Source organism: Yinghuangia seranimata, from assembly GCF_029953285.1.
Taxonomy (GTDB): domain Bacteria; phylum Actinomycetota; class Actinomycetes; order Streptomycetales; family Streptomycetaceae; genus Yinghuangia; species Yinghuangia seranimata.
The window spans coordinates 29,344-52,833 of sequence record NZ_JASAOI010000054.1 but is presented as its reverse complement, the minus strand read 5'-3'; the positions used below and the strand labels follow the sequence as shown (position 1 = coordinate 52,833).

At 71.3% G+C, this 23,490-nt stretch carries 20 protein-coding genes and 2 tRNA genes; 15 read left to right on the top strand and 7 right to left on the bottom strand.

The genetic code is table 11. The features are described 5' to 3' along the window. The first annotated feature begins 177 nt into the window (after nt 1-177). Nucleotides 178-1,743, top strand: coding sequence for a N,N-dimethylformamidase beta subunit family domain-containing protein (locus tag QI554_RS32070; RefSeq protein WP_281475133.1), 1,566 nt, complete (start codon nt 178-180; stop codon nt 1,741-1,743). 75 nt (nt 1,744-1,818) lie between these two features. After that, nucleotides 1,819-2,721 carry a phosphoribosylaminoimidazolesuccinocarboxamide synthase gene (locus QI554_RS32065; RefSeq protein WP_281475131.1) on the top strand — a complete coding sequence of 301 codons (903 nt, stop codon included), beginning with the start codon at nt 1,819-1,821 and terminating at the stop codon, nt 2,719-2,721. Nucleotides 2,722-2,924: 203 nt separating this feature from the next. Here QI554_RS32065 and QI554_RS32060 read toward each other — a convergent pair. The 3 genes from QI554_RS32060 to QI554_RS32050 all read right to left on the bottom strand — a co-directional run bounded on the left by QI554_RS32060 (nt 2,925) and on the right by QI554_RS32050 (nt 3,622). Beyond that, a tRNA-Gly gene (locus QI554_RS32060) sits at nt 2,925-2,997 on the bottom strand. Between the two features lie 90 nt (nt 2,998-3,087). Further along, a tRNA-Gly gene (locus QI554_RS32055) sits at nt 3,088-3,159 on the bottom strand. 145 nt (nt 3,160-3,304) lie between these two features. Continuing rightward, nucleotides 3,305-3,622: a histone-like nucleoid-structuring protein Lsr2 gene (locus QI554_RS32050; RefSeq protein ID WP_281475129.1), complete on the bottom strand. Its 318-nt coding sequence runs from the start codon at nt 3,620-3,622 to the stop codon at nt 3,305-3,307. 691 nt (nt 3,623-4,313) lie between these two features. Here QI554_RS32050 and purS point away from each other — a divergent pair. The 4 genes from purS to QI554_RS32030 all read left to right on the top strand — a co-directional run bounded on the left by purS (nt 4,314) and on the right by QI554_RS32030 (nt 8,385). Next, on the top strand, nt 4,314-4,562 hold the full coding sequence (purS, locus tag QI554_RS32045; protein ID WP_281475128.1) for a phosphoribosylformylglycinamidine synthase subunit PurS: 249 nt from the start codon (nt 4,314-4,316) through the stop codon (nt 4,560-4,562). Next, nucleotides 4,559-5,236, top strand: a complete 678-nt coding sequence (gene purQ, locus QI554_RS32040; RefSeq protein ID WP_281475126.1) for a phosphoribosylformylglycinamidine synthase subunit PurQ — start codon at nt 4,559-4,561, stop codon at nt 5,234-5,236. Before purS ends, purQ begins: the two co-directional genes overlap by 4 nt. Continuing rightward, a complete protein-coding gene (gene purL, locus QI554_RS32035) occupies nt 5,233-7,524 on the top strand; it encodes a phosphoribosylformylglycinamidine synthase subunit PurL (protein ID WP_281475125.1) in 2,292 nt (763 codons plus the stop codon). Before purQ ends, purL begins: the two co-directional genes overlap by 4 nt. A gap of 96 nt (nt 7,525-7,620) precedes the next feature. Continuing rightward, the gene (locus QI554_RS32030; protein WP_281475122.1) at nt 7,621-8,385 is read left to right on the top strand and encodes a helix-turn-helix transcriptional regulator; all 765 of its coding nucleotides are present in this window, start codon (nt 7,621-7,623) and stop codon (nt 8,383-8,385) included. Nucleotides 8,386-8,692: 307 nt separating this feature from the next. Here QI554_RS32030 and QI554_RS32025 read toward each other — a convergent pair whose 3' ends face one another. Next, nucleotides 8,693-9,685, bottom strand: coding sequence for an NlpC/P60 family protein (locus QI554_RS32025; protein ID WP_281475120.1), 993 nt, complete (start codon nt 9,683-9,685; stop codon nt 8,693-8,695). Further along, nucleotides 9,682-9,954, bottom strand: a complete 273-nt coding sequence (locus QI554_RS32020) for a WXG100 family type VII secretion target (protein ID WP_281475119.1) — start codon at nt 9,952-9,954, stop codon at nt 9,682-9,684. Before QI554_RS32020 ends, QI554_RS32025 begins: the two co-directional genes overlap by 4 nt. A 201-nt stretch (nt 9,955-10,155) precedes the next feature. Here QI554_RS32020 and QI554_RS32015 point away from each other — a divergent pair, with 201 nt between their 5' ends. The 3 genes from QI554_RS32015 (at nt 10,156) to purM (ending at nt 13,807) form a co-directional block, all read left to right on the top strand. Beyond that, the gene (locus QI554_RS32015) at nt 10,156-10,944 is read left to right on the top strand and encodes a maleylpyruvate isomerase family mycothiol-dependent enzyme (protein ID WP_281475117.1); all 789 of its coding nucleotides are present in this window, start codon (nt 10,156-10,158) and stop codon (nt 10,942-10,944) included. A gap of 120 nt (nt 10,945-11,064) precedes the next feature. Then, entirely contained in the window at nt 11,065-12,621 is a 1,557-nt protein-coding gene (gene purF, locus QI554_RS32010) for an amidophosphoribosyltransferase (RefSeq protein WP_281475115.1), read from the top strand. Nucleotides 12,622-12,745: 124 nt separating this feature from the next. Next, entirely contained in the window at nt 12,746-13,807 is a 1,062-nt protein-coding gene (purM, locus tag QI554_RS32005; RefSeq protein ID WP_281475113.1) for a phosphoribosylformylglycinamidine cyclo-ligase, read from the top strand. 140 nt (nt 13,808-13,947) lie between these two features. Here the strand turns inward: purM and QI554_RS32000 are convergent, their stop codons facing one another. Continuing rightward, the gene (locus QI554_RS32000) at nt 13,948-14,193 is read right to left on the bottom strand and encodes a DUF3073 domain-containing protein (RefSeq protein ID WP_281475111.1); all 246 of its coding nucleotides are present in this window, start codon (nt 14,191-14,193) and stop codon (nt 13,948-13,950) included. Nucleotides 14,194-14,432: 239 nt separating this feature from the next. Then, complete coding sequence (locus tag QI554_RS31995) at nt 14,433-15,497, bottom strand: Glu/Leu/Phe/Val family dehydrogenase (protein WP_281475234.1); 1,065 nt, start codon at nt 15,495-15,497, stop codon at nt 14,433-14,435. 177 nt (nt 15,498-15,674) lie between these two features. Here QI554_RS31995 and QI554_RS31990 point away from each other — a divergent pair, with 177 nt between their 5' ends. The 6 genes from QI554_RS31990 (at nt 15,675) to QI554_RS31965 (ending at nt 23,441) form a co-directional block, all read left to right on the top strand. After that, complete coding sequence (locus QI554_RS31990) at nt 15,675-16,559, top strand: DUF8083 family protein (RefSeq protein ID WP_281475233.1); 885 nt, start codon at nt 15,675-15,677, stop codon at nt 16,557-16,559. 460 nt (nt 16,560-17,019) lie between these two features. Further along, complete coding sequence (bldC, locus tag QI554_RS31985) at nt 17,020-17,226, top strand: developmental transcriptional regulator BldC (protein ID WP_003949541.1); 207 nt, start codon at nt 17,020-17,022, stop codon at nt 17,224-17,226. 481 nt (nt 17,227-17,707) lie between these two features. Next, nucleotides 17,708-18,385, top strand: coding sequence for a TetR/AcrR family transcriptional regulator (locus QI554_RS31980; protein ID WP_281474907.1), 678 nt, complete (start codon nt 17,708-17,710; stop codon nt 18,383-18,385). A gap of 154 nt (nt 18,386-18,539) precedes the next feature. Next, on the top strand, nt 18,540-19,811 hold the full coding sequence (locus tag QI554_RS31975; RefSeq protein ID WP_281474905.1) for an ABC transporter substrate-binding protein: 1,272 nt from the start codon (nt 18,540-18,542) through the stop codon (nt 19,809-19,811). Between the two features lie 64 nt (nt 19,812-19,875). After that, the gene (locus QI554_RS31970) at nt 19,876-22,626 is read left to right on the top strand and encodes an ABC transporter permease subunit (protein WP_281474903.1); all 2,751 of its coding nucleotides are present in this window, start codon (nt 19,876-19,878) and stop codon (nt 22,624-22,626) included. After that, nucleotides 22,623-23,441, top strand: a complete 819-nt coding sequence (locus QI554_RS31965; protein ID WP_281474901.1) for an ABC transporter ATP-binding protein — start codon at nt 22,623-22,625, stop codon at nt 23,439-23,441. The genes QI554_RS31970 and QI554_RS31965 overlap by 4 nt, the downstream gene beginning before the upstream one ends. Nucleotides 23,442-23,490 lie beyond the last annotated feature (49 nt).

Here is a 23,490-nt window from a genome sequence, read left to right as displayed (position 1 = left end):
ACATTTCCCGCCCGGATGGCCGGACTGGCCGTGCGTGTGTAGTGGTATAAAACCGGAAAAATCCGGTCAGTCGACGGGTGTTCGCGTCGTCGCGGCCGACCGCATGGGTGAACGCACGAGCGGTCGGAGGGCGCGGCGTCCGCGTACCGGCCAGGCAGGAGCTGCAAGGTGCCGTTGGTGAGTCGGCGCGGGGCGCTGGGCGCGTTGGGGGCCGTCGGGGCCGCGGCGGTGGGGCTCCTGTGGTGGCGGGGGACGCCGGAGCGTGAGGCCGCGGCGGTGCGCGAGGTGGCGCCTACGGCGCAGGCGTCGGTGTCGGCGCCCGCGTTGCTGCCGCCGTCGGAGCGGGCCCGGGCGGTGCCGCCGTCGGACCCGCGGCGGATCGCGACGGAGAACGCCCGGCGCGGCAGCACCGCGTGGAAGGTGGGCCGGGGCGGGATCCGGGCGGCGAACGACAGCGCGCACCAGATCAAGGGCTACGCGTCGGCGACGAGCGTGCCGGTGGGCGGGGCCCTCGACTTCCACGTCGCGGTCCATCCGGGCGGGCCGTACACCGTCGGCGTCTACCGGCTCGGCCACTACGACGGCGCCGGCGCGCGGCACCTGCTGACCAGCCCGCGGCTGACCGGAAAGCCTGGCGCGCGCGCCGTGTTGGAGGAGTCCAGCGGCATGCTGTCCTGCGACTGGCCGGTCGGATGGACGCTGAACGTGCCGAACGACTGGACGTCGGGCGCGTATCTGGCCGTGTTCGACGACGAGCGCGGCAACCGCAGCTACACGGTGTTCGTGGTTCGGGACGACCACCGCTCGTCGGACTTCCTGGTCGTGCTGCCGTTCTCGACCTACCAGGCTTACAACCAGTACCCGTTGGACGGCCGTGCCGGGAAGAGCCTCTACTACGGCTACGGCCCCGGCGGCACGAACACCTATCAGGCGCGCGCCCGGAAGGTCTCGTTCGACCGCCCGTACATGGACGACGGTATTCCGAGCCGGTTCGACCTCGACCAGAACGCGATCGTCTGGATGGAGCGTTCGGGCTACGACGTCACGTACGCGTCGACGATCGACGTCGAGACCGGCCGCGTCGACCCGTCCTGGTACCGGGCGCTCGTCTTCTGCGGGCACGACGAGTACTGGTCGGAGCCGATAAGGAAGGTCGTGGAGGAGGCGCAGAAGGCGCGCGTCGGGCAGGCGTGGCTGACCGCCAACAACATGTACTGGAATGTCCGGTTCGAGGCGAACGCGCGCGGCACCGGCCACCGGGTCATGAACTGCTGGCGGGAGGACGCCGATCCGGGCGCGCCGTCGCTGTCCGCGGCGACCGACCAGTGGCGCCGGATCCGGCGTCCCGAGCAGGAGTTCCTCGGCGTCCAGTACAACGGCATCGTCGCCGCGCCGACGCCGCTGGTGGTCAGCTCGGCCGAGCACTGGCTGTGGCAGGGCACGGGGGTGCGGGACGGCGACACGATCGCGGGCGTCGTCGGCGGCGAGGCGGACGGCGTCGAGTCGGGGGTCGCGGTGCCGTCGGACGTCCGGCAGACGCTCCTGTCGCGGTCGCCGTACACGCTGCGCAGCGGCGCGCACCAGGTGCAGAGCACGTCGCTGTACGAACGCTCCGACGGCACGCTGCTGTTCTGCGCCGGGACCTTCAACTGGGCGCTCGCCCTCAACCACCCCAGGTTCCAGGACGAGCGCATTCAGCGGGCCACGAAGAACCTGTTCGACCGGCTCCGCAAAGCCGCGTGAAAGACTCGCCGGGCACCTGGCGCCGTGGCGGGACCGCCCCGGCGCCGAGCCGAGCAGCGAACCAAGGGATTACTTGTGAGCGGTTTCGTCACCAAGCCCGAGCCTGTCGAGGTCCCCGGACTCACCCACATCCACACCGGAAAGGTCCGCGACCTCTACACCGACGCGCAGGGGAACCTGGTGATGGTCGCCAGCAACCGCGTGTCCGCGTTCGACTGGGTGCTGGACCCGGAGATCCCGGAGAAGGGCCGCATCCTGACGTCGCTGTCGCTGTGGTGGTTCGACCTGCTCAGCGACCTCTACCCGAACCACGTGCTCTCGACCGAGCTGCCGGACGGCGCGCCCGCCGACTGGGCCGGCCGCACGCTGATCTGCCGCCGCCTGGACATGGTGCCGGTCGAGTGCGTCGCGCGCGGCTACCTCGCGGGGTCGGGGCTCGAGGAGTACCGCGAGCACCGCACCGTGTGCGGCGTCACGCTTCCCGAGGGCCTGGTGGACGGTTCGGAGCTGCCCGCGCCGATCTTCACGCCGGCCACCAAGGCCGAGGTCGGCGAGCACGACGAGAACGTGACGTACGACCAGGTCGCCGCCCAGGTCGGTGCCGAACTCGCGACGCAGCTGCGGCAGGCGACGCTCGCCGTCTACACGCGGGCCCGCGACATCGCGCGCGACCGCGGGGTCATCCTGGCGGACACGAAGTTCGAGTTCGGGCTGAACGAGGACGGCACGCTGGTGCTCGCCGACGAGGTCCTGACGCCGGACTCGTCGCGCTTCTGGCCTGCCGACCAGTGGGAACCGGGCCACGCGCAGCCGTCGTTCGACAAGCAGTACGTGCGCGACTGGCTCGCCTCGCCGGAGTCCGGCTGGGACCGCAAGTCGGAGACGCCGCCGCCGGCCCTGCCGCCCGCGGTCGTCGAGCGCACGCACGCCAAGTACGCCGAGGCGTACGAGCGGCTGACCGGCCGCCGCTGGGCCTGACCGCTTCCCCGGCCCGGGGCCGCCCCCCCGGCGCGCGCCCCGGGGGGGGGGGGGGCCCGGGGCGCGGGGCCCCCCCCGGGCCCCCCCCCCCCCCCCCCCGCGCCGCCCCCCCCGGGCGGCCCCCCCCGGGCCCGGTGCGCCTGATCGGATTACCGGACAACGCAGAAGGCCGGACCATCTTTCGATGGTCCGGCCTTCATCTGAGCGGACGACGAGATTCGAACTCGCGACCCTCACCTTGGCAAGGTGATGCTCTACCAACTGAGCCACGTCCGCGTGACTTGGACTTGCGCCCTCGTCGTGCCCTAACTCTACCCCATCGGTGCGGGTGGTCGTGACCACCGCTTCCGGGGCCGGTCAAGGCCGAGCAGGTGACAGGGATCGAACACTGCGTCTCCCCCTTGGAAAGGGGGCGCTCTGCCACTGAGCTACACCTGCGCGCTCCGGGCGAACCCGGCGTGCGAGAAGAACTCTAGCGGAGCAACGAGGGCGTCGTGGCCACCGCCGAAGCGATACGTCGGCAGATGTCGGAAATCGCCGTTAAGTCTGCTGAATCGAGTGCCGACGACGCCCCGCCGGCCGCTCAGTTCGCGGCTTCGAATTCCCGGTAGATGCTGCTCGGAATACGCCCGCGGGTGGGGACGTCCATGCCCTGCGCACGGGCCCACGCGCGGACCGCGGCCGGGTCGGGCGCGACGGTGGTCTGCTTGAAAGGCTTGCCCGACTTGGCGGTGCGGCGCGCGGCGTCGACGTAGCGACCCAGCAGTTCACGCATCTGGCGGGCGTGGTCCTCGGACAGGTCGATTTCGTACGACTTGCCGTCGAGGCCGAAGCGGATGGTCTCCGCCGCCGCGCTGCCGTCGATGTCGTCTTGCAGCGTCACCACTACGCGCTGGGCCATGACGGTGTCCTTCCGGCGATGACCTGAGGAATTAGGAATGCCTCAATGTCGAGTATAAGCGCGCGACATGAGGCGACAAACGGTTGAGTCGGTGCGATCTTGGCGCCGCTTCCGATAATTTACTGCCCGGACATTCAATTCCCCGGGTTGCCGATATTCGCGGGCGTGGCGTGTTGCCGTCAAGGTCTGCCGGCCCACGGGAAGCGGAACGCACGCCCCTTGCGCGCTCCCCGCGCGGGTCGCGCCCCCCGGTGTGGCGCGGGGGCGGGCGGCCCGTCGGCCGCGAGCCGTGTGCGCGCGGTACGCGCCGGTGTGCGGAGCGTGTGGACCGGTGTTGTCCACACCCTGTGGAAAACTCGCGCCTCCTGTGGGTGAGTGCGCCGCCCGGTGCACGTGTCACCCTCGACGACTCGGCAATTTGTTGACATTCACGCAGGTCGAACCGGGTGATCGGATCATCTGAACGGCGTCGCCGCGCTGCCCGGATCCCGGTTGTCCACAGCCCACAGCCTGTGGACAACCGGCCCGCTGTGGATAACCCGACCTCCGCGCAGGGGGCACGGAAGCCGCCCCGGTAGGCTGGGGCCTGCCGAAGAGGGGGTCCTACCCGGCCCCGAGATCCAGCAGCAGGGCCGCACCGCTGCAGACCCGCAACGGTGGACCGGCCCGCACCAGCACAGTGGGAGTGCGCGTGGCACGCGTCGTCGTCGACGTCATGCTCAAGCCGGAAATTCTCGATCCCCAGGGCCAGGCCGTGCAGCGTGCACTGCCGCGCCTCGGATTCTCCGGGATCAGCGATGTCCGGCAGGGCAAGCGATTCGAACTCGAAGTCGAAGGCCCGGTCGACGATGCCGCACTCGCGCGCATTCGCGAAGCCGCGGAGACCTTCCTGGCCAACACCGTCATCGAAGACTTCACCGTAAGGGTCGAGGACCAGTGACCGCTCGGATCGGTGTCGTCACCTTCCCCGGCTCCCTCGACGACCGGGACGCGCAGCGCGCGGTCCGCATCGCCGGGGCCGAGCCGGTCGCCCTGTGGCACGGTGACAGCAGCCTGCACGGCGTCGACGGCGTCGTCCTCCCCGGTGGCTTCAGCTACGGCGACTACCTGCGCTGCGGCGCGATCTCGCGGTTCTCGCCGGTCATGGAGACGATCATCTCCGAGGCGCAGGGCGGGCTCCCCGTGCTCGGCATCTGCAACGGCTTCCAGATCCTTTGCGAGTCGCACCTGCTGCCGGGCGCCCTGACCCGCAACGACCACCTCCACTTCATCTGCCGCGACCAGCGGCTGCGGATCGAGACCTCCGACACCGCGTGGACCTCGTCCTACGAGGCCGGCCAGGAGATCGTCGTCCCGCTCAAGAACGGCGAGGGCGGCTACGTCGCCGACGAGCGCACGCTCGACATGCTGGAGGCGGAGGGCCGGGTCGTCGCCCGCTACCTCGAGCTCAACCCGAACGGTTCGCGCCGCGACATCGCCGGGATCAGCAACGCGGCGGGCAACGTCGTCGGCCTGATGCCGCACCCCGAGCACGCCGTGGAGCCGCTGACCGGCCCCACCACGGACGGCCTCGGGTTCTTCACCTCCGTACTGAAGAAGTTGGTAGGCGCATGAGTCTCGACACGGTCGTCAAGGCCCAGGACGACTCGAAGGACCGCGGCTGGCTCCAGGACGGACCGGTCGGCGCGCACACTTTCGGTCAGCCGTACACGGAGCTCGGGCTCAAGGACGACGAGTACCAGCGCATCGTCACGATCCTCGACCGCCGCCCGACCAGCTCCGAGCTGGCGATGTACTCGGTCATGTGGTCGGAGCACTGCTCGTACAAGTCGAGCAAGGTGCACCTGCGCCAGTTCGGCGAGAAGGCCCCCGCGTCCGACGCCATGCTCGTCGGCATCGGCGAGAACGCCGGCGTCGTCGACGTCGGCCAGGGCTACGCGGTGACCTTCAAGGTCGAGTCGCACAACCACCCGAGCTACGTCGAGCCCTACCAGGGCGCGGCCACCGGCATCGGCGGCATCGTCCGCGACATCCTCGCGATGGGCGCCCGCCCGGTCGCGGTCATGGACCCGCTGCGGTTCGGCGCGGCCGACCACCCGGACACCCGCCGCGTGCTGCCCGGCGTCGTCTCCGGCATCGGCGGCTACGGCAACTGCCTCGGCCTGCCGAACATCGGCGGCGAGGTCGTCTTCGACCCGTGCTACCAGGGCAACCCGCTGGTCAACGCGCTGTGCGTGGGCGTCATGAAGCACGAGGACATCCACCTGGCGAAGGCGTCCGGCACCGGCAACCTGGTGATCCTGTACGGCGCCCGCACCGGCGGCGACGGCATCGGCGGCGTGTCGGTGCTCGCCTCCGAGACGTTCGACGCGGACGGCCCGGCCAAGCGCCCCGCGGTCCAGGTCGGCGACCCGTTCCAGGAGAAGCTGCTCATCGAGTGCACGCTCGAGGTCTTCGCCGAGGACCTGGTCACCGGCATCCAGGACCTCGGCGGCGCGGGCCTGTCGTGCGCCACCTCCGAGCTCGCCTCGGCCGGCTCCGGCGGCATGCGTGTCGACCTCGACAAGGTGCCGCTGCGCGACGCCACGCTCGCTCCCGAGGAGATCCTCATGAGCGAGTCGCAGGAGCGCATGTGCGCCATCGTCGAGCCCGGGAAGGTCGAACGCTTCCTGGAGATCTGCGCCAAGTGGGACGTCATCGCGACGGTCATCGGCGAGGTCACCGACGGCGACCGGCTGGAGATCTTCTGGCACGGCGAGCAGATCGTCGACGTCCCGCCGCGCACCGTCGCGCACGAGGGCCCGGTCTACGAGCGCCCGATCGCGCGCCCCGCGTGGCAGGACGCGCTGCAGGCCGACGGCTCCGAGCAGCTCCCGCGCCCGCGGACCGGCGACGAGCTGCGCGCCGCGCTGCTCGCGGTCACCGGCTCGCCCAACCTGGCCGACAAGTCGTGGATCACCGACCAGTACGACCGGTACGTGCTCGGCAACACGGTGCTCGCGCAGCCCGAGGACGCCGGCATGATCCGCGTCGACGAGGAGACCAACCTCGGCGTCGCGGTGTCCACCGACGGCAACGGGCGGTTCTGCAAGCTCGACCCGTACACCGGTGCCCAGCTGGCGCTCGCCGAGGCGTACCGCAACGTCGCCACCACCGGCGCCCGCCCGCTGGCGGTCACCGACTGCCTCAACTTCGGCTCGCCCGAGGACCCGGGCGTCATGTGGCAGTTCGCCGAGGCGTGCCGCGGGCTCGCCGACGCCTGCCAGGTGCTTGGCACCCCGGTGACCGGCGGCAACGTGTCGTTCTACAACCAGACCGGCGAGATCGCCATCCACCCGACCCCGGTGGTCGGCGTGCTCGGCGTCATCGACGACGTCACCCGGCGCACCCCCATCGGGTTCCGCGAGGAGGGGCAGATCATCCTGCTCCTCGGCGACACCCGTGAGGAGCTGTCGGGGTCGGTGTGGGCCGACGTCGTGCACAACCACCTCGGCGGCCTGCCGCCGAAGGTCGACCTCGAGCGCGAGCGGCTGCTCGCCGAGGTGCTGATCGCCGGCTCGCGCGACGGCATGGTCGACGCGGCGCACGACCTCGCCGACGGCGGCCTCGCGCAGGCCCTCGTCGAGGCGTGCCTGCGCGGCGGCAACGGCGCGCGGATCGTGCTCCCCGAGGAGCTGGACCCGTTCGTCGCGCTGTTCAGCGAGTCGGCCGGCCGGGCCGTCGTCGCGGTCCCGCGCAGCGAGGAGCTGCGGTTCACCGACATGTGCCGCGTGCGGCACCTGCCGGTCGCCCGCATCGGCGTGGTCGACGGCGACGCCCTGGAGATCCAGGGGCAGTTCACCGTCGGTCTCGACGAGCTGAAGGCCGCGAACTCGGCGCCCCTGCGCGGGCTGTTCGCCTGATATATCGTCACAAGCCGCGCCCCGGAAAGTCGCACCACGCGTCCGGGGCGCGGCTTGTGACGTGTGTGCCCTGAACTCCGAGGACGGGCGGACCCTGTGGCGAAGCCGCTGCCGCACCACGCGGAAGTGTTCACCCACCAGGACTACGACGCCTTCTTCGCGCTGCTCGCGGACTGCGGCGCCACCCGCACGCTGCGCGAACTGCGCCGCACGCTGCTGGACTCGCTCGCCCGCCGGTTCGGCTACCGCGACATCACGTTCTTCCTCGGCGCGACGGTGCCCGGCCTCTTCCAGGACACCGAACCGGAGTTCATCGGGCGCACGCAGTCGATGCTCGACGCCTACATCGACGACTTCCACCGCATCGACCCGTTCGCGACGCTCGGCACCACCAAACCGTTCGCCGGCGGGCCCGGCCCCATCACCCTCGACGAGCTCGGCGCCCACCTGCGGGACGAACACAAGGACTACCTGCACCGGTTCCTGTTCCGGCAGCGCATCCACGACAAGCTCGTCCAGCCGCTCGTCGCCGAGACGTGCGTCGGCGGCATCGGCCTGCTGGCCCGCGAATCCGGTGACTTCGGCGTCAAGGAGCGCGTGCTTCTCACACTCATCGGCCAGTACCTGCCGCCGATGCTCGACGCGCGCATACCCGGCGGCGGAGAACCCTCGTGGTCGCGCGGACTCACCCCGACCCAGCACAAGGTGGCGCGGCTCATCCTGCTCGGCAGCTCGAACCAGGCGATCGCGGCCGAACTCCACATCGGTGTGGACACGGTGAAGAAGCACGTCAGCGCGATCCTGCGGGCGACCGCGTGCGGCAGCCGCACGCAGTTCGTCGCGATGGCCCTCGCCGGCTGAACCACGGCAGGGCGCCCCCCGGCCCCTACGGCGGTGCCGGTGCCAGCCGGCGGCAGCGGGGCCTGCCGCCGACTGACGTCCCCCCAGCGTCGACGGGTCCCCCCGGCGAACGGTGGCGACAGCCTGCGGCAACGGGGCGCTCCGCCGGCTGTCTTCCCCCCACGCCTCCATGGTGGAACAGCCGGTCGGTCCGATCCATGGCACCAAAGTGGAATGCACGGCGCGTGCGGCACCGACCCCTCGCCGTAGCAGTGCCCGCACGCTTCCGCGGAGCTGGCCGACGATCCCCCGACGGACGGCCACGGCGTCACCCGTCCAACGCGTTCATGCGGTACGGCCGGAAGGTCCCGTGCCCCGGCCAGTACGGATACGGCACCGTGCCGAAGTGCGCGCCCTTGCCGCCGCTTTCCTCGTACGCGAAGTACTGCGTGTGCGCCGCGTCGGCCCAACCGGCGAACAGGAGGGTGTGGCCGGCCGCGCCCGGGGCGGTGTTCAGCAGGATGTCCCCGGGCTGCAGGTCGTCCTTGTCGATGCGGTGCGCGACGTCGGGCAGCGTGACCGTGGTCATGCCGGGTGCGGGCAGGCCCCAGGCCATCGACACTATGCCCGAGCAGTCGGTCCGGTAGCCCTCGAACGTGTCGGCCATGCTGTAGCCCAGCCCGAGGTCGGCCCAGCGGCGGGCCCTCCGGATGATCGTGGAGCGCCGCACATCGCGCGGCGGCGTCGTGGTTCTGGGCTCGTCCTCACTCAGCACTGCCGTGTCCCTTCCGGCCGGAGTCGGGGTGACCCGCGGCGACACCGCGGGGGAGGCGCTGCTGCCGACGCCCGCGACCCGGGCGCCGAAGTCCAGGGCGCCGGACGGCGGCAGCCGGAACGGCTGCGGCAGCCCGGCACCGCGGTCGGCCCGCACCACCGCGTGCGGGGGCGCGACGGGGGCCGCCGGAGCGGCGAGCCCGGCCAACGAGAGCGGCGCGGGCGGATCCGCGCCGGTGTCGAGTGCGCGCAACAGCTCGGCGGCGAGCCGGTCGCCGGTGAGGTAGCCCTCGGCGCAGGCACCGAGCATCGCGGGCGTGGCCTCGACGGCTGCGCGGACCTGACGCAGCTCGCGATCCGCACCCGCGAGGGCGTCCTCGACGGCGGCCCACGTGCCGGGCGCGGACTCGTGGCCGAGCGCGGCCCGGGAGTCGCCGCGCGCGGCGCGCAACGCCCGCACGGCCTCCTTGACGCCGGGCGCGGTCCGCTCGAACTGACGGGCCAGCTCGGCGAGCACCCCGGGATCGGTCCGCACCTGCGCGTTCACACCGCCTCCAACGCCGAGGCGTGCTCCCGCAGCCGATCGGCCGCGCGCCGTAACGCGGTCGAAGCCTCGGCCCGCGCCGCGTCGAGCGCCGCCGCATAGCTCCGAAACGCCTCGGCCGCCGGCCCCGACCAGTGCCCCAACGCCTCCCGCACCCGCCCGGCGAGCACAACCGCGTCGTCATCGATCCGCACGGCACACGCCGCCAACGAGGCCGCATGAGCCCGAACGCACGCCGGATACCCCTGCACAGCACCGGAACCGATGGACATGGCGAACTCCTCACCCTCGAACCCGGAGCCGGCCCACCCGCCCCCGCGAATCCATGGTCAACCCGCCCCGCCGACCTGTCGCCCGACCACCCGAACAGCTGTGGAAAACCCCGAACTGACCTCCAACCCGTGGAAAACCCACGACCCCACCCGCCCGGTAATTCGCCCCGGCCCGCCCCTTCGCCGCCGTATCCTCCGGCCATGCCTGCCGCGTCGCGTGCCCCCGGAATCCGTCCTGTCGATCCCGTGCGTGCGCGGGCCGCGTTGCTTGCGGAGTGGCAAGCGTTGGCGGCGTTCACGGACGGGCTCGACGCGGCGCGGCTCGCGGAGCCGTCGGGGCTGGACGGGTGGACGACGGCTGATCTCGTCGGGCACGTCGCGGCGGGGATCGAGGCGGTGTCGCGGTGGATCGGGCAGCCCGTGCCCGACGGGCCGCCGATCGGGGTCGAGGAGTGGGCCGGGGGGACCGCTGCCGCGGCGAAGGCGATTTCCGAGTTGGCTCAGGAGATGGCCGCGGCGGGCAGGACCCCGAGCGATTTCGTCGACGCGGCGGCCGCTGTGCTCGAGGACACGTCGGACGGTCGGCTCACGGTCACGCGGATCGGGCCGATGAAGGTGTCGGACATGGTCATCACGCGCCTGGTCGAGGCCGTCGTCCATGCCGACGACCTGGAGCGCGCCACCGGCTCCGCGTTCCCGCACGACCGGCAGGCGCTCGCGATCGTCACCCGCGTTCTTGCCGACATCCTCGCGGTGCGTGTGCCGGGTCACTCGGTCGAGGTGCGGATTCCGCCGTTCGCCGTGGTGCAGTGCGTGACCGGGCCCAAGCACACCCGCGGCACCCCGCCGAACGTCGTCGAGACGGACCCCCGCACCTGGCTGCGCCTGGCCGCCGGCCGGATCGGGTGGCCGGAAGCGATCGGTCAGGGCGGCGTCCGGGCGAGCGGTGAGCGAAGTGACCTGCACCCCTTCCTGCCGCTGCTCGGTTAGCCGGTTCACGGTAAAACCGCAGGTCAGGGTGGGGAAGTCGACACGGAAGGTCGGCCGTGCGCCGGGGGTCGGCCAGCCCTCGGTCGGTCACCCGGTCGGCGTCTGGTTAGACTCGACGACGTGCCACGTGGCGACGGACGACTCAACCACGATCTCTTCCCCGGCGAGAAGGGCCCGCAGGACGCCTGCGGTGTCTTCGGCGTTTGGGCCCCCGGCGAAGAGGTTGCGAAACTCACCTATTTCGGGCTCTACGCACTGCAGCACCGCGGGACTGAATCCGCCGGTATCGCAGTGAGCAACGGCTCCCAGATCCTCGTCTTCAAGGACATGGGCCTCGTGTCCCAGGTCTTCGACGAGGCGACCCTGGGATCGCTGCGCGGCCACATGGCCGTCGGTCACGCCCGCTACTCGACGACCGGCTCGTCCGTCTGGGAGAACGCCCAGCCGACGTTCCGGGCGACCGCGACCGGGAGCATCGCGCTCGGCCACAACGGGAACCTCACCAACACCGGTGAGCTCGCCCGCATGGTCGCCGAGCAGGGCCCGGACCGGGGCGAGATCAACTACCCCTACCAGGGCCGCATCGAGGCGACCAGCGACACGGACCTGCTGGCGTCGCTGCTGGCCGGCCGCCCGGACCTGTCGCTCGAAGAGACCGCGATGCAGGTCCTCCCGAAGCTCAAGGGCGCCTTCTCGCTCGTCTTCATGGACGAGGGCACCCTGTACGCCGCCCGCGACCCGCAGGGCATCCGCCCGCTGGTCCTCGGCCGCCTCGAGCGCGGCTGGGTGGCCGCGAGCGAGACGTCCGCGCTGGACATCGTCGGCGCGTCGTTCATCCGCGAGATCGAGCCGGGCGAGCTGGTCGCGATCGACGAGCACGGCCTGCGCACGCAGCGGTTCGCGAAGGCCGAGCCCAAGGGCTGCGTCTTCGAGTACGTCTACCTCGCCCGCCCCGACACCGCGATCGCCGGCCGCAGCGTGCACGCCGCGCGTGTGGAGATGGGCCGCCGGCTGGCCAAGGAGGCCCCGGTGGAGGCGGACCTGGTCATGCCGACACCGGAGTCCGGGACGCCTGCCGCGATCGGCTACGCGGAGGCCTCGGGCATCCCGTTCGGCCAGGGCCTCGTCAAGAACTCGTACGTGGGCCGCACGTTCATCCAGCCCAGCCAGACCATCCGCCAGCTGGGCATCCGCCTGAAGCTGAACCCGCTGCGCGAGGTCATCGCCGGCAAGCGGCTGGTCGTCGTGGACGACTCGATCGTGCGCGGCAACACGCAGCGCGCCCTGGTGCGCATGCTGCGCGAGGCGGGCGCCGCCGAGGTGCACGTACGCATCTCGTCGCCGCCGGTGAAGTGGCCGTGCTTCTTCGGCATCGACTTCGCGACCCGCGCCGAGCTGATCGCGAACGGCCTGTCCGTCGACGAGATCGCCAAGTCTCTGGGCGCGGACTCGCTCGCGTACATCTCGATCGACGCGATGGTCGAGGCGACCACGATCCCCAAGGACAACCTGTGCCGGGCGTGCTTCGACGGGGTGTACCCCATCGAGCTGCCCGACCCCGAGCGCCTTGGCAAGCACCTCCTGGAGGGCCTGGAGCAGGCCGTACGCAGCGATGCGGACGGCGTCCAGACCCTGCTGGGGGGCGCGGGCGCGGAAGACGCCCTGCGCCGCCCGTAGCGGACGTACGCGGGGGCGCCCGGTGCGCCCCCGCAGCCCCCGCGGTGCCGACGCCCGCGCGTTCGCGCGGGCTCCGACCCCGTACTTCCACCGAGTACCACCACGACCCGAAAGGGCCGCCGTCGTGACCGACACCCCCTCCTCCTCCACTTACGCCGCCGCCGGCGTCGACATCGAGGCGGGCGACCGCGCCGTCGAGCTGATGAAGTCCTGGGTGGGCAAGGCGTCCCGCCCCGAGGTCCTGGGGGGCATCGGCGGCTTCGCGGGCCTGTTCGACGCCTCCGCGTTCAAGCGCTACGAGCGTCCGCTGCTGGCGACCTCGACCGACGGCGTCGGCACCAAGGTGGCGATCGCGCAGCGCATGGACAAGCACGACACGATCGGGCACGACCTGGTCGGCATGGTCGTGGACGACCTGGTCGTGTGCGGCGCCGAGCCGCTGTTCATGACGGACTACATCGCCACCGGCAAGGTCGTGCCGGAGCGCATCGCGGCGATCGTCAAGGGCATCGCCGAGGGCTGTGTGCTGGCCGGCTGCGCGCTGGTGGGCGGCGAGACCGCCGAGCACCCGGGCCTGCTGGACCCGGACGAGTACGACGTCGCGGGCGCCGGCACCGGCGTGGTCGAGGCCGACAAGCTGCTCGGCGCCGAGCGGGTGCGCGAGGGTGACGTCGTCATCGCGATGGCCTCGTCGGGCCTGCACTCCAACGGCTACTCGCTGGTGCGCCACGTGTTCCTGACCCAGGCCGGGTGGGCTCTGGACCGCGAGGTCCCGGAGTTCGGCCGGACGCTCGGCGAGGAGCTGCTGGAGCCCACCCGCATCTACTCGCTGGACTGCCTGGACCTGGCGCGCCGCACCGAGGTGCACGCCTTCTCGCACGTCACGGGCGGCGGCCTGGCGGCGAACCTGGCGCGTGTGCTGCCCGCGCACCTGGACGCCCGCCTCGACCGTTCGACGTGGACGCCCGGCGCGGTGTTCTCGCTCGTCGAGGGCGTCGGCAACGTGGCGCAGCCGGAGCTTGAGAAGACCCTGAACATGGGCGTCGGCATGGTGGCCGTGGTGGCCCCCGAGGCGGCCGACGCGGCGCTCGCCGTGCTGGCGGAGCGGGGCGTTCCGGCGTGGACGCTGGGCACCGTGGTCGCGGGCACCGGCCAGGCGGTCCTGGAGGGCTCCTACGCGGGCTGACGCGGTGCTGCCCGCCCCTCCGGGGTGCGGGCAGCACAAAGGGTCCGGGACCGACCGCATGTGGTCGGGTCCCGGACCGATTGGGTGCTGCTACACCCCTGACACGGGTGGCGAACCGTCAGACGAGGTCCGCGACGGGGTCAGCGGCGGCCCGAGGGGCCGGCGTCTTCCTCGTCGTCGTCATCGTCGTAGTAGTCCGCGTACGCCGCGTAAGGATCGTCGAGCTCGTCTTCATACGTGTCGTCGCTTTCCGGCTGAACCTTCGGTTCATCGGCTGACGACACGCCCAGCTCATTGGCCAGACGGTTCAGATCCGTTCCGCCGCTGTTGTACTTCAGCTGGCGGGCGACCTTTGTCTGCTTGGCCTTGGCCCGGCCGCGCCCCATGGCTCGACCCCCTCAACGACGGGGCTCACGGCCCCAGGTCTTGACACGCGTTCACGATCAGGGTCGGTTCATCCAGGTTCGAGAACCGGCCCGTGGAGCATTAACGGTACCTGCTTCCGCGGCGCGACGGTACGTCGCATGGGTGACAGGTGGGCTCGGACCCCGACCCGGCAACACTGTTCCGGCTGGTCAGGGGCCTGATCGTGGGTCCTTCGCCGAGGCTGACGATACCCTGTGATTCAGCTTCCAAGGTAGATCCCGCGCAGACGACCCACATCCGCCATGCGCCGCTCGGCGAGTCGGTCCGCCGCTGCGGCGGGCGGGACGCCTTCCTCGTCGGCCAGCGCGAACACCCGCGCGGTGGTCGCGCGGATGCCGGACGCCTTGCGCTTGGCCCGGTCGAAGTCGAATCCGTGCAGCTCGTCGGCCACCTGGATGACGCCGCCGGCGTTGACGACGTAGTCCGGCGCGTAGAGCACGCCGCGCTCGGCGAGGGTCTTGTCGACGCCGGGGTGGGCCAGCTGGTTGTTGGCGGCGCCGCACACGATCGCGGCTGTGATGATGCCGACAGTGCGGTCGTCCAGCGCGCCGCCGAGGGCGCACGGGGCGTACACGTCGAGCGGCTCGCGGATGAGGGCCTCGGTGTCGGCGGCGACGGCGATCCCGGGATGGGCTGTACGGAGGCGATCGACGGCGTCCGCGTCGACGTCGGTCACGATCACTTCGGCGCCGTCCTCGACCAGATGCCGGACGAGGTGCTTGCCGACCTTGCCGACACCCGCGACGCCGACCCGGCGGCCGCGGAGCGTCCCGGTGCCCCAGCGGTGCTCGGCGGCGGCGAGCATGCCCTGGAAGACGCCGTAGGCGGTGAGCACGGAGGAGTCGCCGGCGCCGCCGTTGTCGGGGGAGCGGCCGGTGGTGAATGCGCACTCGCGCGCCACGACGTCCATGTCCTCGACGTAGGTGCCCACGTCGCAGGCGGTGACGTAGCGGCCGCCGAGCGACTGCACGAAGCGGCCGTAGGCGCGCAGCAGGGCCTCGGTCTTGTCGCGCTTCGGGTCGCCGATGATGACGGCCTTGCCGCCGCCGTGGTCGAGTCCGGCCATGGCGTTCTTGTAGGCCATGCCCTTGGAGAGGTTGAGGACGTCCTCGACGGCGTCCTCTTCGGTCGCGTACGGGTAGAACCGCGTGCCGCCCAGGGCGGGGCCGAGGGCACTGGAGTAGATCGCGATGACGGCCTTCAGGCCGCTCGCCTCGTCCTGGCAGAACACCACCTGCTCGTGGCCGGTGCCCTTGCCGAACACGGTGCCGGGGTCGCCGGTCCGTACGGTGGTGCCCGTGGTGCTTGTCGTCACTGTGGTGACTCCCGAGTCCGGCCCGCGGAAGGGTGGTCGCGGGCGTCTGCCTCAACCCTAGGACCGCGCGCAGCGCGCCGGGGACATGTCCGCCCCTCCGGGCACCGGCCGTTCGGGCGTGCGAACATTCCCTACGTGCGGACTTCGGTGGTGGCCCCCTATTCGGCATACCTGCGCGTCTACGAGCCGCTCGCGGCGTTCCCCGAGCCCGAGCGGTCGCACTGGGCCGACTACGTGCGCGACGTGCACACACGCCGCGTGTGGGGCTCGGGCACGACGGCCGAACTGACCGCCGAGGAACAGCGGGTGGCGCTGGAGGGCATCCTCGCGACGCCGCCGGAGCCGGCCCCGCCGCACGAGAGCGAGGACGCGTTCGTCGCGGAGATCGACGGCATCCCCGTGGTGTGCCCGCGCCAGACGCGGCTGCGCTGCTGGAGCGCGCTGGCCGAAATGCGCCGGGAGTTCCCGCCGGTGGTGCTCGACGCGTTCTGGCCGAAGGTGGTGCTCGCGCAGGCGGAGGCGGACCACGACCGCTGGCGCTCGCGCAATCCGGATGTCCAGCCCCACATCCACAGCAGCACGTGGCATGTTCCGATGCGGTGGTTCGTGCTCTTCTCGCAGGAGGAGCGGGTGCTCGTGGCGCCGGCCGGCGACGGTGCCGGTGGGCCGGGCGAGCTCTATTACAGGACACCCATGGTGCAGGCGCGGCGACGTGTCGCGAGGGCGCTGCGGGTGCTGCGGGACACGCTGGAGGAGGGCGCGCTGATCACCGGGCTCGAGCAGCTGGGGCGGTGGTTGGAGGAGTTCCACCCCCGTGCGATGGTCGAGCTGGACTTCGGGGGGCTGGTGCGGTTGATCCCGTCCGGCGACCTCGTGGAGGAGCGCACGGCCGAGCACGTCGCGGAGGGGCTGACCGCCCTCGCGGCGGGCGACGGGGCGCGCGCGTCGGAGGCGTACCGCCGCATCACCGAGCGGTGGTCCGCCGTACGGGCTCTGGAGCACGCCAGTTGAGGGGTCCAAACCCGGGTGTGCCAAGATTTTCTGAGATCAACATCTCATAGGGCGCATACGTCGCCGAATTGCTCGTATATGATGAATCGGACAAAGGGTGACCAACACCCCGACCTATCCAGTTGTTCTTTTCGGGGCTCACTCCCCCCTGGCCTCGGCCGGGGGCTGGTGGGGCTGAGGTGAAAGAACGGGTCCGGTAGGCCGGAAGTGACTCTTCGTCACAGTCGGGTGACTGTCCGCTATGTACGGTCCTTCGGGATCGCGCCGGTTGAGTGCTGCGATGCCAATTCCGGCGGTTTGGCCAACCAGGGCCGCCGGATGGTGTACTTGTACTGTGAAGGACAAGCCGTTCGTCCTATAACCGACTTGGCCCCCGAGAACCATTTCGGACATCGAGGGTCAAGGTGCAGAATTTGAAGAAAGAACCGTGCTTGGTTCGGTTCTCCCGAGGAGGCCGCTCATGACCGCTCGTACGCCTGATGCCGAGCCGCTGCTGACGCCGGCCGAGGTTGCCACCATGTTCCGCGTCGACCCGAAGACGGTCACGCGCTGGGCCAAGGCCGGCAAGCTCACGTCGATCCGCACCCTCGGTGGCCACCGTCGCTACCGTGAGGCGGAGGTTCGTGCCCTGCTCGCGGGCATTCCGCAGCAGCGCAGCGAGGCCTGAAGCCGAGGCAGGGCCACCTGCATCAGCCGTTCGTCTTGAACGTCGCCCCCGGATCCCGCCGGATCCGGGGGCGACGTTTTTCTGCCGTCTCCGGATCGCCCGCGGGCCGTCGGGGCGGGGTCTGGGGTCGCCGTGAGGCCGCCGCCGGGGTGCCCGGTGGGCGGCGGTCCGGCGCGTCCAGCGCAATCCTCAGTAAAATATCACATACAATGCACGGCCTGTTTCCGGCCTCTTCTGAAAATCATTTCCAGTCAAAACCGTGACCTGCGTCACACGGAACGGTCGCGAACGCCCTCTCCGGGGTCGTTCGGCGTCGTTTTCGGGTCCGCGGCCGAGGTGATCGGCGCGGCCGCCGCCACCGCTCGCCCAGGCCGATGAACAGAATGGTTGGCTCGGCTCGCGGGGCGGCCCCGGAATTCACCGGGTCGGCTGATTGAAACCGGGTGATCGCCGTGTGTCGGGACGCCCTAAAGTGGTCGGCATGTCCAGGAGTGCGCGGGAGACCGGGGCGGGCGACACGAACCCCCGGAACGGCAACAGTTCGGGTGAGGCCACTCGGGCGAAGCTGCTGCGCACCGCGGAGCGGCTGTTCGCGAAGAACGGCATCGACGGCGTCTCCGTGCGCGACATCACCGGCACCGCGGGCGCCAACAGCGCGGCCGTGCACTACCACTTCGGGTCGAAGCAGGACCTCATCGCGGCGATCCTGCACCGCCGCATGGAGGCGCTCGGCGCGCGCCGCGAGCAGCTGCTGGCCGACCTCGAGGCCGACGAGAAGCCGGAGTTGCGGGACGTCGTCGCGGCGCTGCTGCTGCCCACCGTCGAGCTCAGCCGGGACCGGCGCGGCGGCGGCCACCACTACCTCGGCTTCCTGGTCGCGGTCGGCGAACACCCCACGTCCATGCACCTGATCACCGACGAGCTGGACCCGCTGACCGCCCGCTACCTGTCGGTCCTCGAGCGTGCGCTGCCCGAAGTTCCGCGCGACGTCATCCTGTTCCGCTTCGGGATCGCCAAGGACCTGGTGAACCGCGTGCTGCGGCAGGGCGCCGTGCGCGAGTGGCTGCGCCGGCACGCGTCCGATGACGAAAAGGTGCTGTTCGACCAACTGGTGGACTTCCTCGCGGGCGCGTTCGCGGCGCCCGCGCGCGCCTTCTGATTACCCGCGGGTTCGGGTCCCACCCCTCTTCCGGCACGTCATCGGCGGCGGACATCTCTGTCCGGTAACGGCTCTTGATGATGCGTCAGGGCGGGCACACAATCACCAATCTCAGCCAGTCGTTTGATCGACAATCCTCGTGGATGGGGAATTCATGGCTCGTCTCGTACGTGCCGCAGGGCTGGTGATGGTGCCGGTCCTGTTGCTCGCCGGATGCAACTCGTCGACGACGAAGAAGAAGACCGACCAGACGCCCGATCAGAAGGGCGCGTCGGCAAGCGCATCGAAGGACCCGATCAAGATCGGCGGCGTGGTCTCGAAGACCTCCGCGTCCGGCTACAGCAAGGCCGACACCGACCTCGGCGCCAAGGCCCGCTTCATGATGGCGAACGACGCGGGCGGAGTGAACGGCCGCAAGATCGACTACATCGGCTCGGAAGACGACGGCCAGGACCCCGCGCGCACCACCACCGCGGTGCGCAAACTCGTCCAGCAGGACCATGTGTTCGCGGTCGTGCCGGTCAACACGACGACCATCGGCGGCTCGGCCGACTTCCTCAAGGACAACAAGACGCCGTACATCGGCTGGGGGACGCTGCCCGCGTTCTGCAACCAGGAGTACGGCATGGGCTACAACGGCTGCCTGGTACCGATGCCCGGCGGCAGCGTCAACACGTCCTGGCCGGGCCTGCTCACCGCGATCCTCGGCGGCGACGCGAAGGGCAAGTCGGTCGCGCTGGTCACACAGGACACCGACGCCGGCAAGTTCGGCCTGCGCACGTACCAACAGGCCTTCCCGCCCTCCGGGTTCACCGTGTCGTACGGCAAGTCGACGGTGCCCGGCACCACCGTGCCCACGGACTGGAGCCCGTGGGTCAGCGAGATCATGAGCAGCAACAACGGCAAGGCCCCGGACGTCGTGGTGTCGATCATGCAGACGCCCGCCAACATCGGCCTGTTCACCGCGCTCAAGCGGGCCGGCTTCACCGGTGTCCTCACCGACGCGACCGACTACGACCCCGCGCTGCTCAAGCAGGCGTCGTCGAAGGAGGCGCTGCAGGACGTCCAGATCTTCGTGCAGAACATGCCGTTCGAGTCGGACCTGCCGGAGATGGGGAAGTTCAAGGAGTACCTCTCCAAGGCCAAGGGCTCGCCGGTCACCGAGTGGAACCAGTCGATGATGGTCGGCTGGAACTCCGCCGACCTGTTCCTGGCGATCGCCGCGAAGGCCGGCGACAACCTCACCGTCGAGTCGTTCCAGGCGTCGGCCGCGAACTTCTCCGACACCTACCCGCTGGTCGGCGACCGGAAGTTCCCCGTCGGCCGCAAGGACTCCTTCGGCTGCGGCGCCATGGTGCAGCTGAAGGGCGACAAGTACACGATCACCGCGCCGTACAAGTGCTACCCGACCGTCCCATTTAAGTGACGGAGCCGCCGGCGCCCGCCCCCGGACGGGCGCCGGCCCGCACACCAGGGAGCGACACCGGTCCATGAGCGAGCTCGTCGGCTTCATCATCAGCGGCCTGGTCACCGGGGCGATCTACGCCCTGCTGGCCGCCGGACTCGTCCTCGCCTACTCCGCCTCGGGGGTCCTCAACTTCGCGCACGGGGCCACCGCGTACCTCTCGGCCCTGGTGTTCTTCGAGCTGAACCAGGGGCTCGGCCTGCCCGCGGTACCGGCCGCGCTGTGCACCGTCTTCGGGTTCGCCCCGGCGCTCGGCTGGCTGCTCGACCGCGTCATGTTCCGCAAGCTCGCCCGGCTCGGCGAGACCCCGCAGATCGTCGCGACCATCGGCCTGCTGGTTGCGCTGCCCGCACTCGGCCTGTGGGTGGTCAAGCTCCTCACCGACGCGGGCGTCGACCTCGCGAAGGCCGAGAACCAGTACGGGCTTCCGGGTGTCGGGCCGAGCCCGGCGAAGCACTGGAAGCTCATGGAAGGCGTCGGCGTCGACTCCGACCAGCTGATCACCTGGATCGTCACGGCCGTGGTCGCGGTCGCGCTGTGGATCCTCATGCGGCACACGCCGCTGGGCCTGCGGCTGCGCGCGTCCGTGGACAGCCGGACGCTCACCGAACTGCGCGGCGTCAGCGCCGACCGGCTCTCCGGGATCGCGTGGATGATCTCCGCCGGACTCGCGGGCGCCGTCGGCGTGTTGGCGGCGCCCCTGCTCGCGCTCAGCTCGGTCGACTACACGCTCATCCTGTTCGTGTCCGCCGCGGCGGCGGTGCTGGGCCGCTTCAAGTCGGTGCCGATCGCCTTCGGAGGCGGGCTGCTGCTCGGCGTCGTGCAGAACCTCGTCGCGGGGTACGCGCCGTCGTGGACGGAGAAGATCACCGGCTTCCGCACGTCCGTGCCGTTCCTGCTGCTGTTCGTCGGCCTGCTCGTGCTGTCCCGCAGCAAGCGCAGCGCCGGCACCGCCGCCGTCGACGCGCCGCCGCCGGACTACCTGGCCGGCATGTCGCCGCTGCGCCGCTGGGCGCCGTGGCTGGCCGCCGGAGTGTTCCTCGCGGTCAGCCTGTACACGTGGACGACCGCGTTCTGGATCGGGCTCATCGCGCAAGGGCTCGCGGCGGCACTGGTGTTCCTGTCGTTCACCGTGGTCACCGGGCTCGGCGGCATGGTCAGCCTCGCGCAGGCGACGTTCGTGACCGCGTCCGCGCTGACCGCCGGGCTGCTCATGAGCCACGGCGTCTCGTTCTTCCTCGCCCTGGTGGCGGGCACAGTGGTCGCGGCGCTGCTCGGCGTCGTCGTGGCACTGCCCGCGCTGCGGCTGTCCGGGCGCATGCTCGCGCTGGCCACGCTGGCGCTGGCGTTCCTCGGCGACCAGGTGCTGTTCCAGATGCGCTGGCTGCGCAACGGCGACAGCGGCTGGTCGATCCCGCGCCCGGTGGTCGGGCCGGTGGACCTCAACGACGATCGCGCGCTCGCCCTCGCGCTGCTGATCATCGTCGCGGTCGTCGTCGTGCTGATCCGCAACCTGGAGAACTCGGCGTCGGGGCGCGCGATGCTCGCGGTGCGGTCGGCACCCCCGGCGGCGATGGCGTCGGGGGTGTCGGTGGTGCGCACGAAGCTCGCGCTGTTCGGTATCTCGGCGGGCATCGCCGGGTTCGGCGGGGTGTTCTGGGCGTCGTTCAACACCCGCATCACCTCGACCGAGTTCACCGCGATGAACGGCCTGGTGTGGCTGGCGATCGTGGTCGCGGCGGGCATCCGGCGGCCGCAGTTCGCGGTGGTCGCAGGGCTCACGTTCGCGCTGTTCCCGCACCTCATGGAGGAGTACGTCACCGAGACGCCGCAGGTGCCGGTGATCCTCTTCGGCCTCGCGGGTCTCGCGCTCGCGGGGAACCCCGAGGGCTGGATCGTGCAGATGGCGGAGGCCGGGCACGCGTTGCGGGCCCGGTTCGCGGGCACTCCGGCGAAGTCCGCCGGACACGAGCCGGAAGCGCCGGTCGCGCGGGCCGACGTGCGGGAGACCGCGCCGACGCCGTCCGCCGACGCGGGCGTCCTGTTGCGGCTGCGCGGCGTGCACGCGGGCTACGGCGGCGTGGACGTGCTGCACGGCGTCGACCTGGATGTGCGCGCCGGGTCGATCCTGGCGCTGCTCGGCGCGAACGGCGCGGGCAAGACCACCGCGTGCGCGGTCGCCGCAGGGCTGCTGGCACCGTCCGCGGGCCGCGTCGAACTCGCGGACACGAACGGTGGGTTCCGCGACGTCACCCGCCTGTCCGCCGTGCGCAGAGCGCGCGACGGCGTTCTGCTCGCGCCCGAGGGCCGCGGCATCTTCCCGTCCCTGACGATCGACGAGAACCTCGCGATGTGGCTCCGCGCGCCCGCCGAACGCGACCGCGTTTACGAGCGCTTCCCCGGCCTGGCCGCGCGCCGCAAGGTGCCCGCCGGGTCGCTTTCCGGCGGCGAACAGCAGCAGCTCGCCGTCGCGCCGCTGCTGGTCCGGCCGCCGAAGGTGCTGATCGCCGACGAGCCGTCGCTGGGCCTGGCGCCGCTGGTCGTCGAGGAGATCTTCCGGTTCGTCGCCGAACTGCGCGAGATGGGAGTGGCGTTGCTGCTGGTCGAGGAGAAGGCGTCGGAGATCCTCACGGTCGCCGACACCGTCGCCTTCATGAGCGTCGGCCGCGTGTCGTGGTGCGGGCCGCGCGATGAGGTCGACGAACACCGGCTCACGGCGGCGTACTTGGGCATGGCGCTGGACGGCGGAGCGGTCGCGGACGAGGTGCCGTCATGACCGGCGTCGTGGTCGAGCCCCGGTCGGCCCCCGCCGAGGGCACGCCGCTCCCGGTGCTGCGGGCCGAGCACGTGGGCGTGCACTTCGGCGGGATCAAGGCCCTGCGCGACGTCACGCTCGAGGTCCGCGCGGGCGAGGTCTGCGGCCTGATCGGGCCCAACGGCGCGGGCAAGACGACGCTGTTCGACGTCCTTTCCGGCATCCGCCGGCCGGACGCCGGCAGCGTGTCGCTGGACGGCGCCGACGTGTCCGCGCGCGGCCCGGTGTGGCGCGCCCGGCACGGCATGCGCCGCACGTTCCAGCGCCAGCAGTTGTTCGGCCGGCTGACCGTCCTGGACAACCTCGTGGTGGCCGAGGAGTGGCGGGGCGGCGGGGGCGGCATCGCCGCCGACCTGCTGGGCCTGCCGTCGCGGCGCCGCCGTGAGCGGGAACGGCGGGCGCGAGCCGAGGAGATCCTCGAGCTGTGCGGCCTGGCCGCGCTGCGCGACACCTATGCGGGCACCCTGCCCGTCGGGCAGGCCCGCCTTGTCGAACTCGCCCGGGCGGTCGTGGATCCGCCCAAGGTGCTGCTGCTCGACGAGCCGGCGTCGGGGATGTCGCCGACCGAGAGCCGGTGGCTGGGCGAGGTGGTCCGGCGCCTGGTCGACCACGAGCACTGCGCGGTGCTCCTGGTCGAGCACGACGTCGCGTTCGTCATGGGGCTGGCGTCCCGGGTGGTCGTGCTCGACCTGGGCGCGGTCCTCGCGGAGGGCACGCCCGCCGAGGTGCGCGCGAACCAGGCGGTGCGCGACGCGTATTTGGGCGGGACCGCGTGAAGGCCGGCGGGGGAAGGCGGTGTGCCTTCCCCCACCGGCCTGGCGGCCC

Bases quoted from the DNA above. Each gene is read 5' to 3' on its own strand.
- QI554_RS31975 (WP_281474905.1), top strand. From the start codon at position 18,540: ATGGCTCGTCTCGTACGTGCCGCAGGGCTGGTGATGGTGCCGGTCCTG.
- QI554_RS32000 (WP_281475111.1), bottom strand. From the start codon at position 14,193: ATGGGGCGCGGCCGGGCCAAGGCCAAGCAGACAAAGGTCGCCCGCCAG.
- QI554_RS31980 (WP_281474907.1), top strand. From the start codon at position 17,708: ATGTCCAGGAGTGCGCGGGAGACCGGGGCGGGCGACACGAACCCCCGG.
- bldC (WP_003949541.1), top strand. From the start codon at position 17,020: ATGACCGCTCGTACGCCTGATGCCGAGCCGCTGCTGACGCCGGCCGAG.
- QI554_RS31965 (WP_281474901.1), top strand. From the start codon at position 22,623: ATGACCGGCGTCGTGGTCGAGCCCCGGTCGGCCCCCGCCGAGGGCACG.
- purL (WP_281475125.1), top strand. From the start codon at position 5,233: ATGAGTCTCGACACGGTCGTCAAGGCCCAGGACGACTCGAAGGACCGC.
- QI554_RS31970 (WP_281474903.1), top strand. From the start codon at position 19,876: ATGAGCGAGCTCGTCGGCTTCATCATCAGCGGCCTGGTCACCGGGGCG.
- QI554_RS32020 (WP_281475119.1), bottom strand. From the start codon at position 9,954: ATGTCCATCGGTTCCGGTGCTGTGCAGGGGTATCCGGCGTGCGTTCGG.
- QI554_RS32015 (WP_281475117.1), top strand. From the start codon at position 10,156: ATGCCTGCCGCGTCGCGTGCCCCCGGAATCCGTCCTGTCGATCCCGTG.
- QI554_RS32050 (WP_281475129.1), bottom strand. From the start codon at position 3,622: ATGGCCCAGCGCGTAGTGGTGACGCTGCAAGACGACATCGACGGCAGC.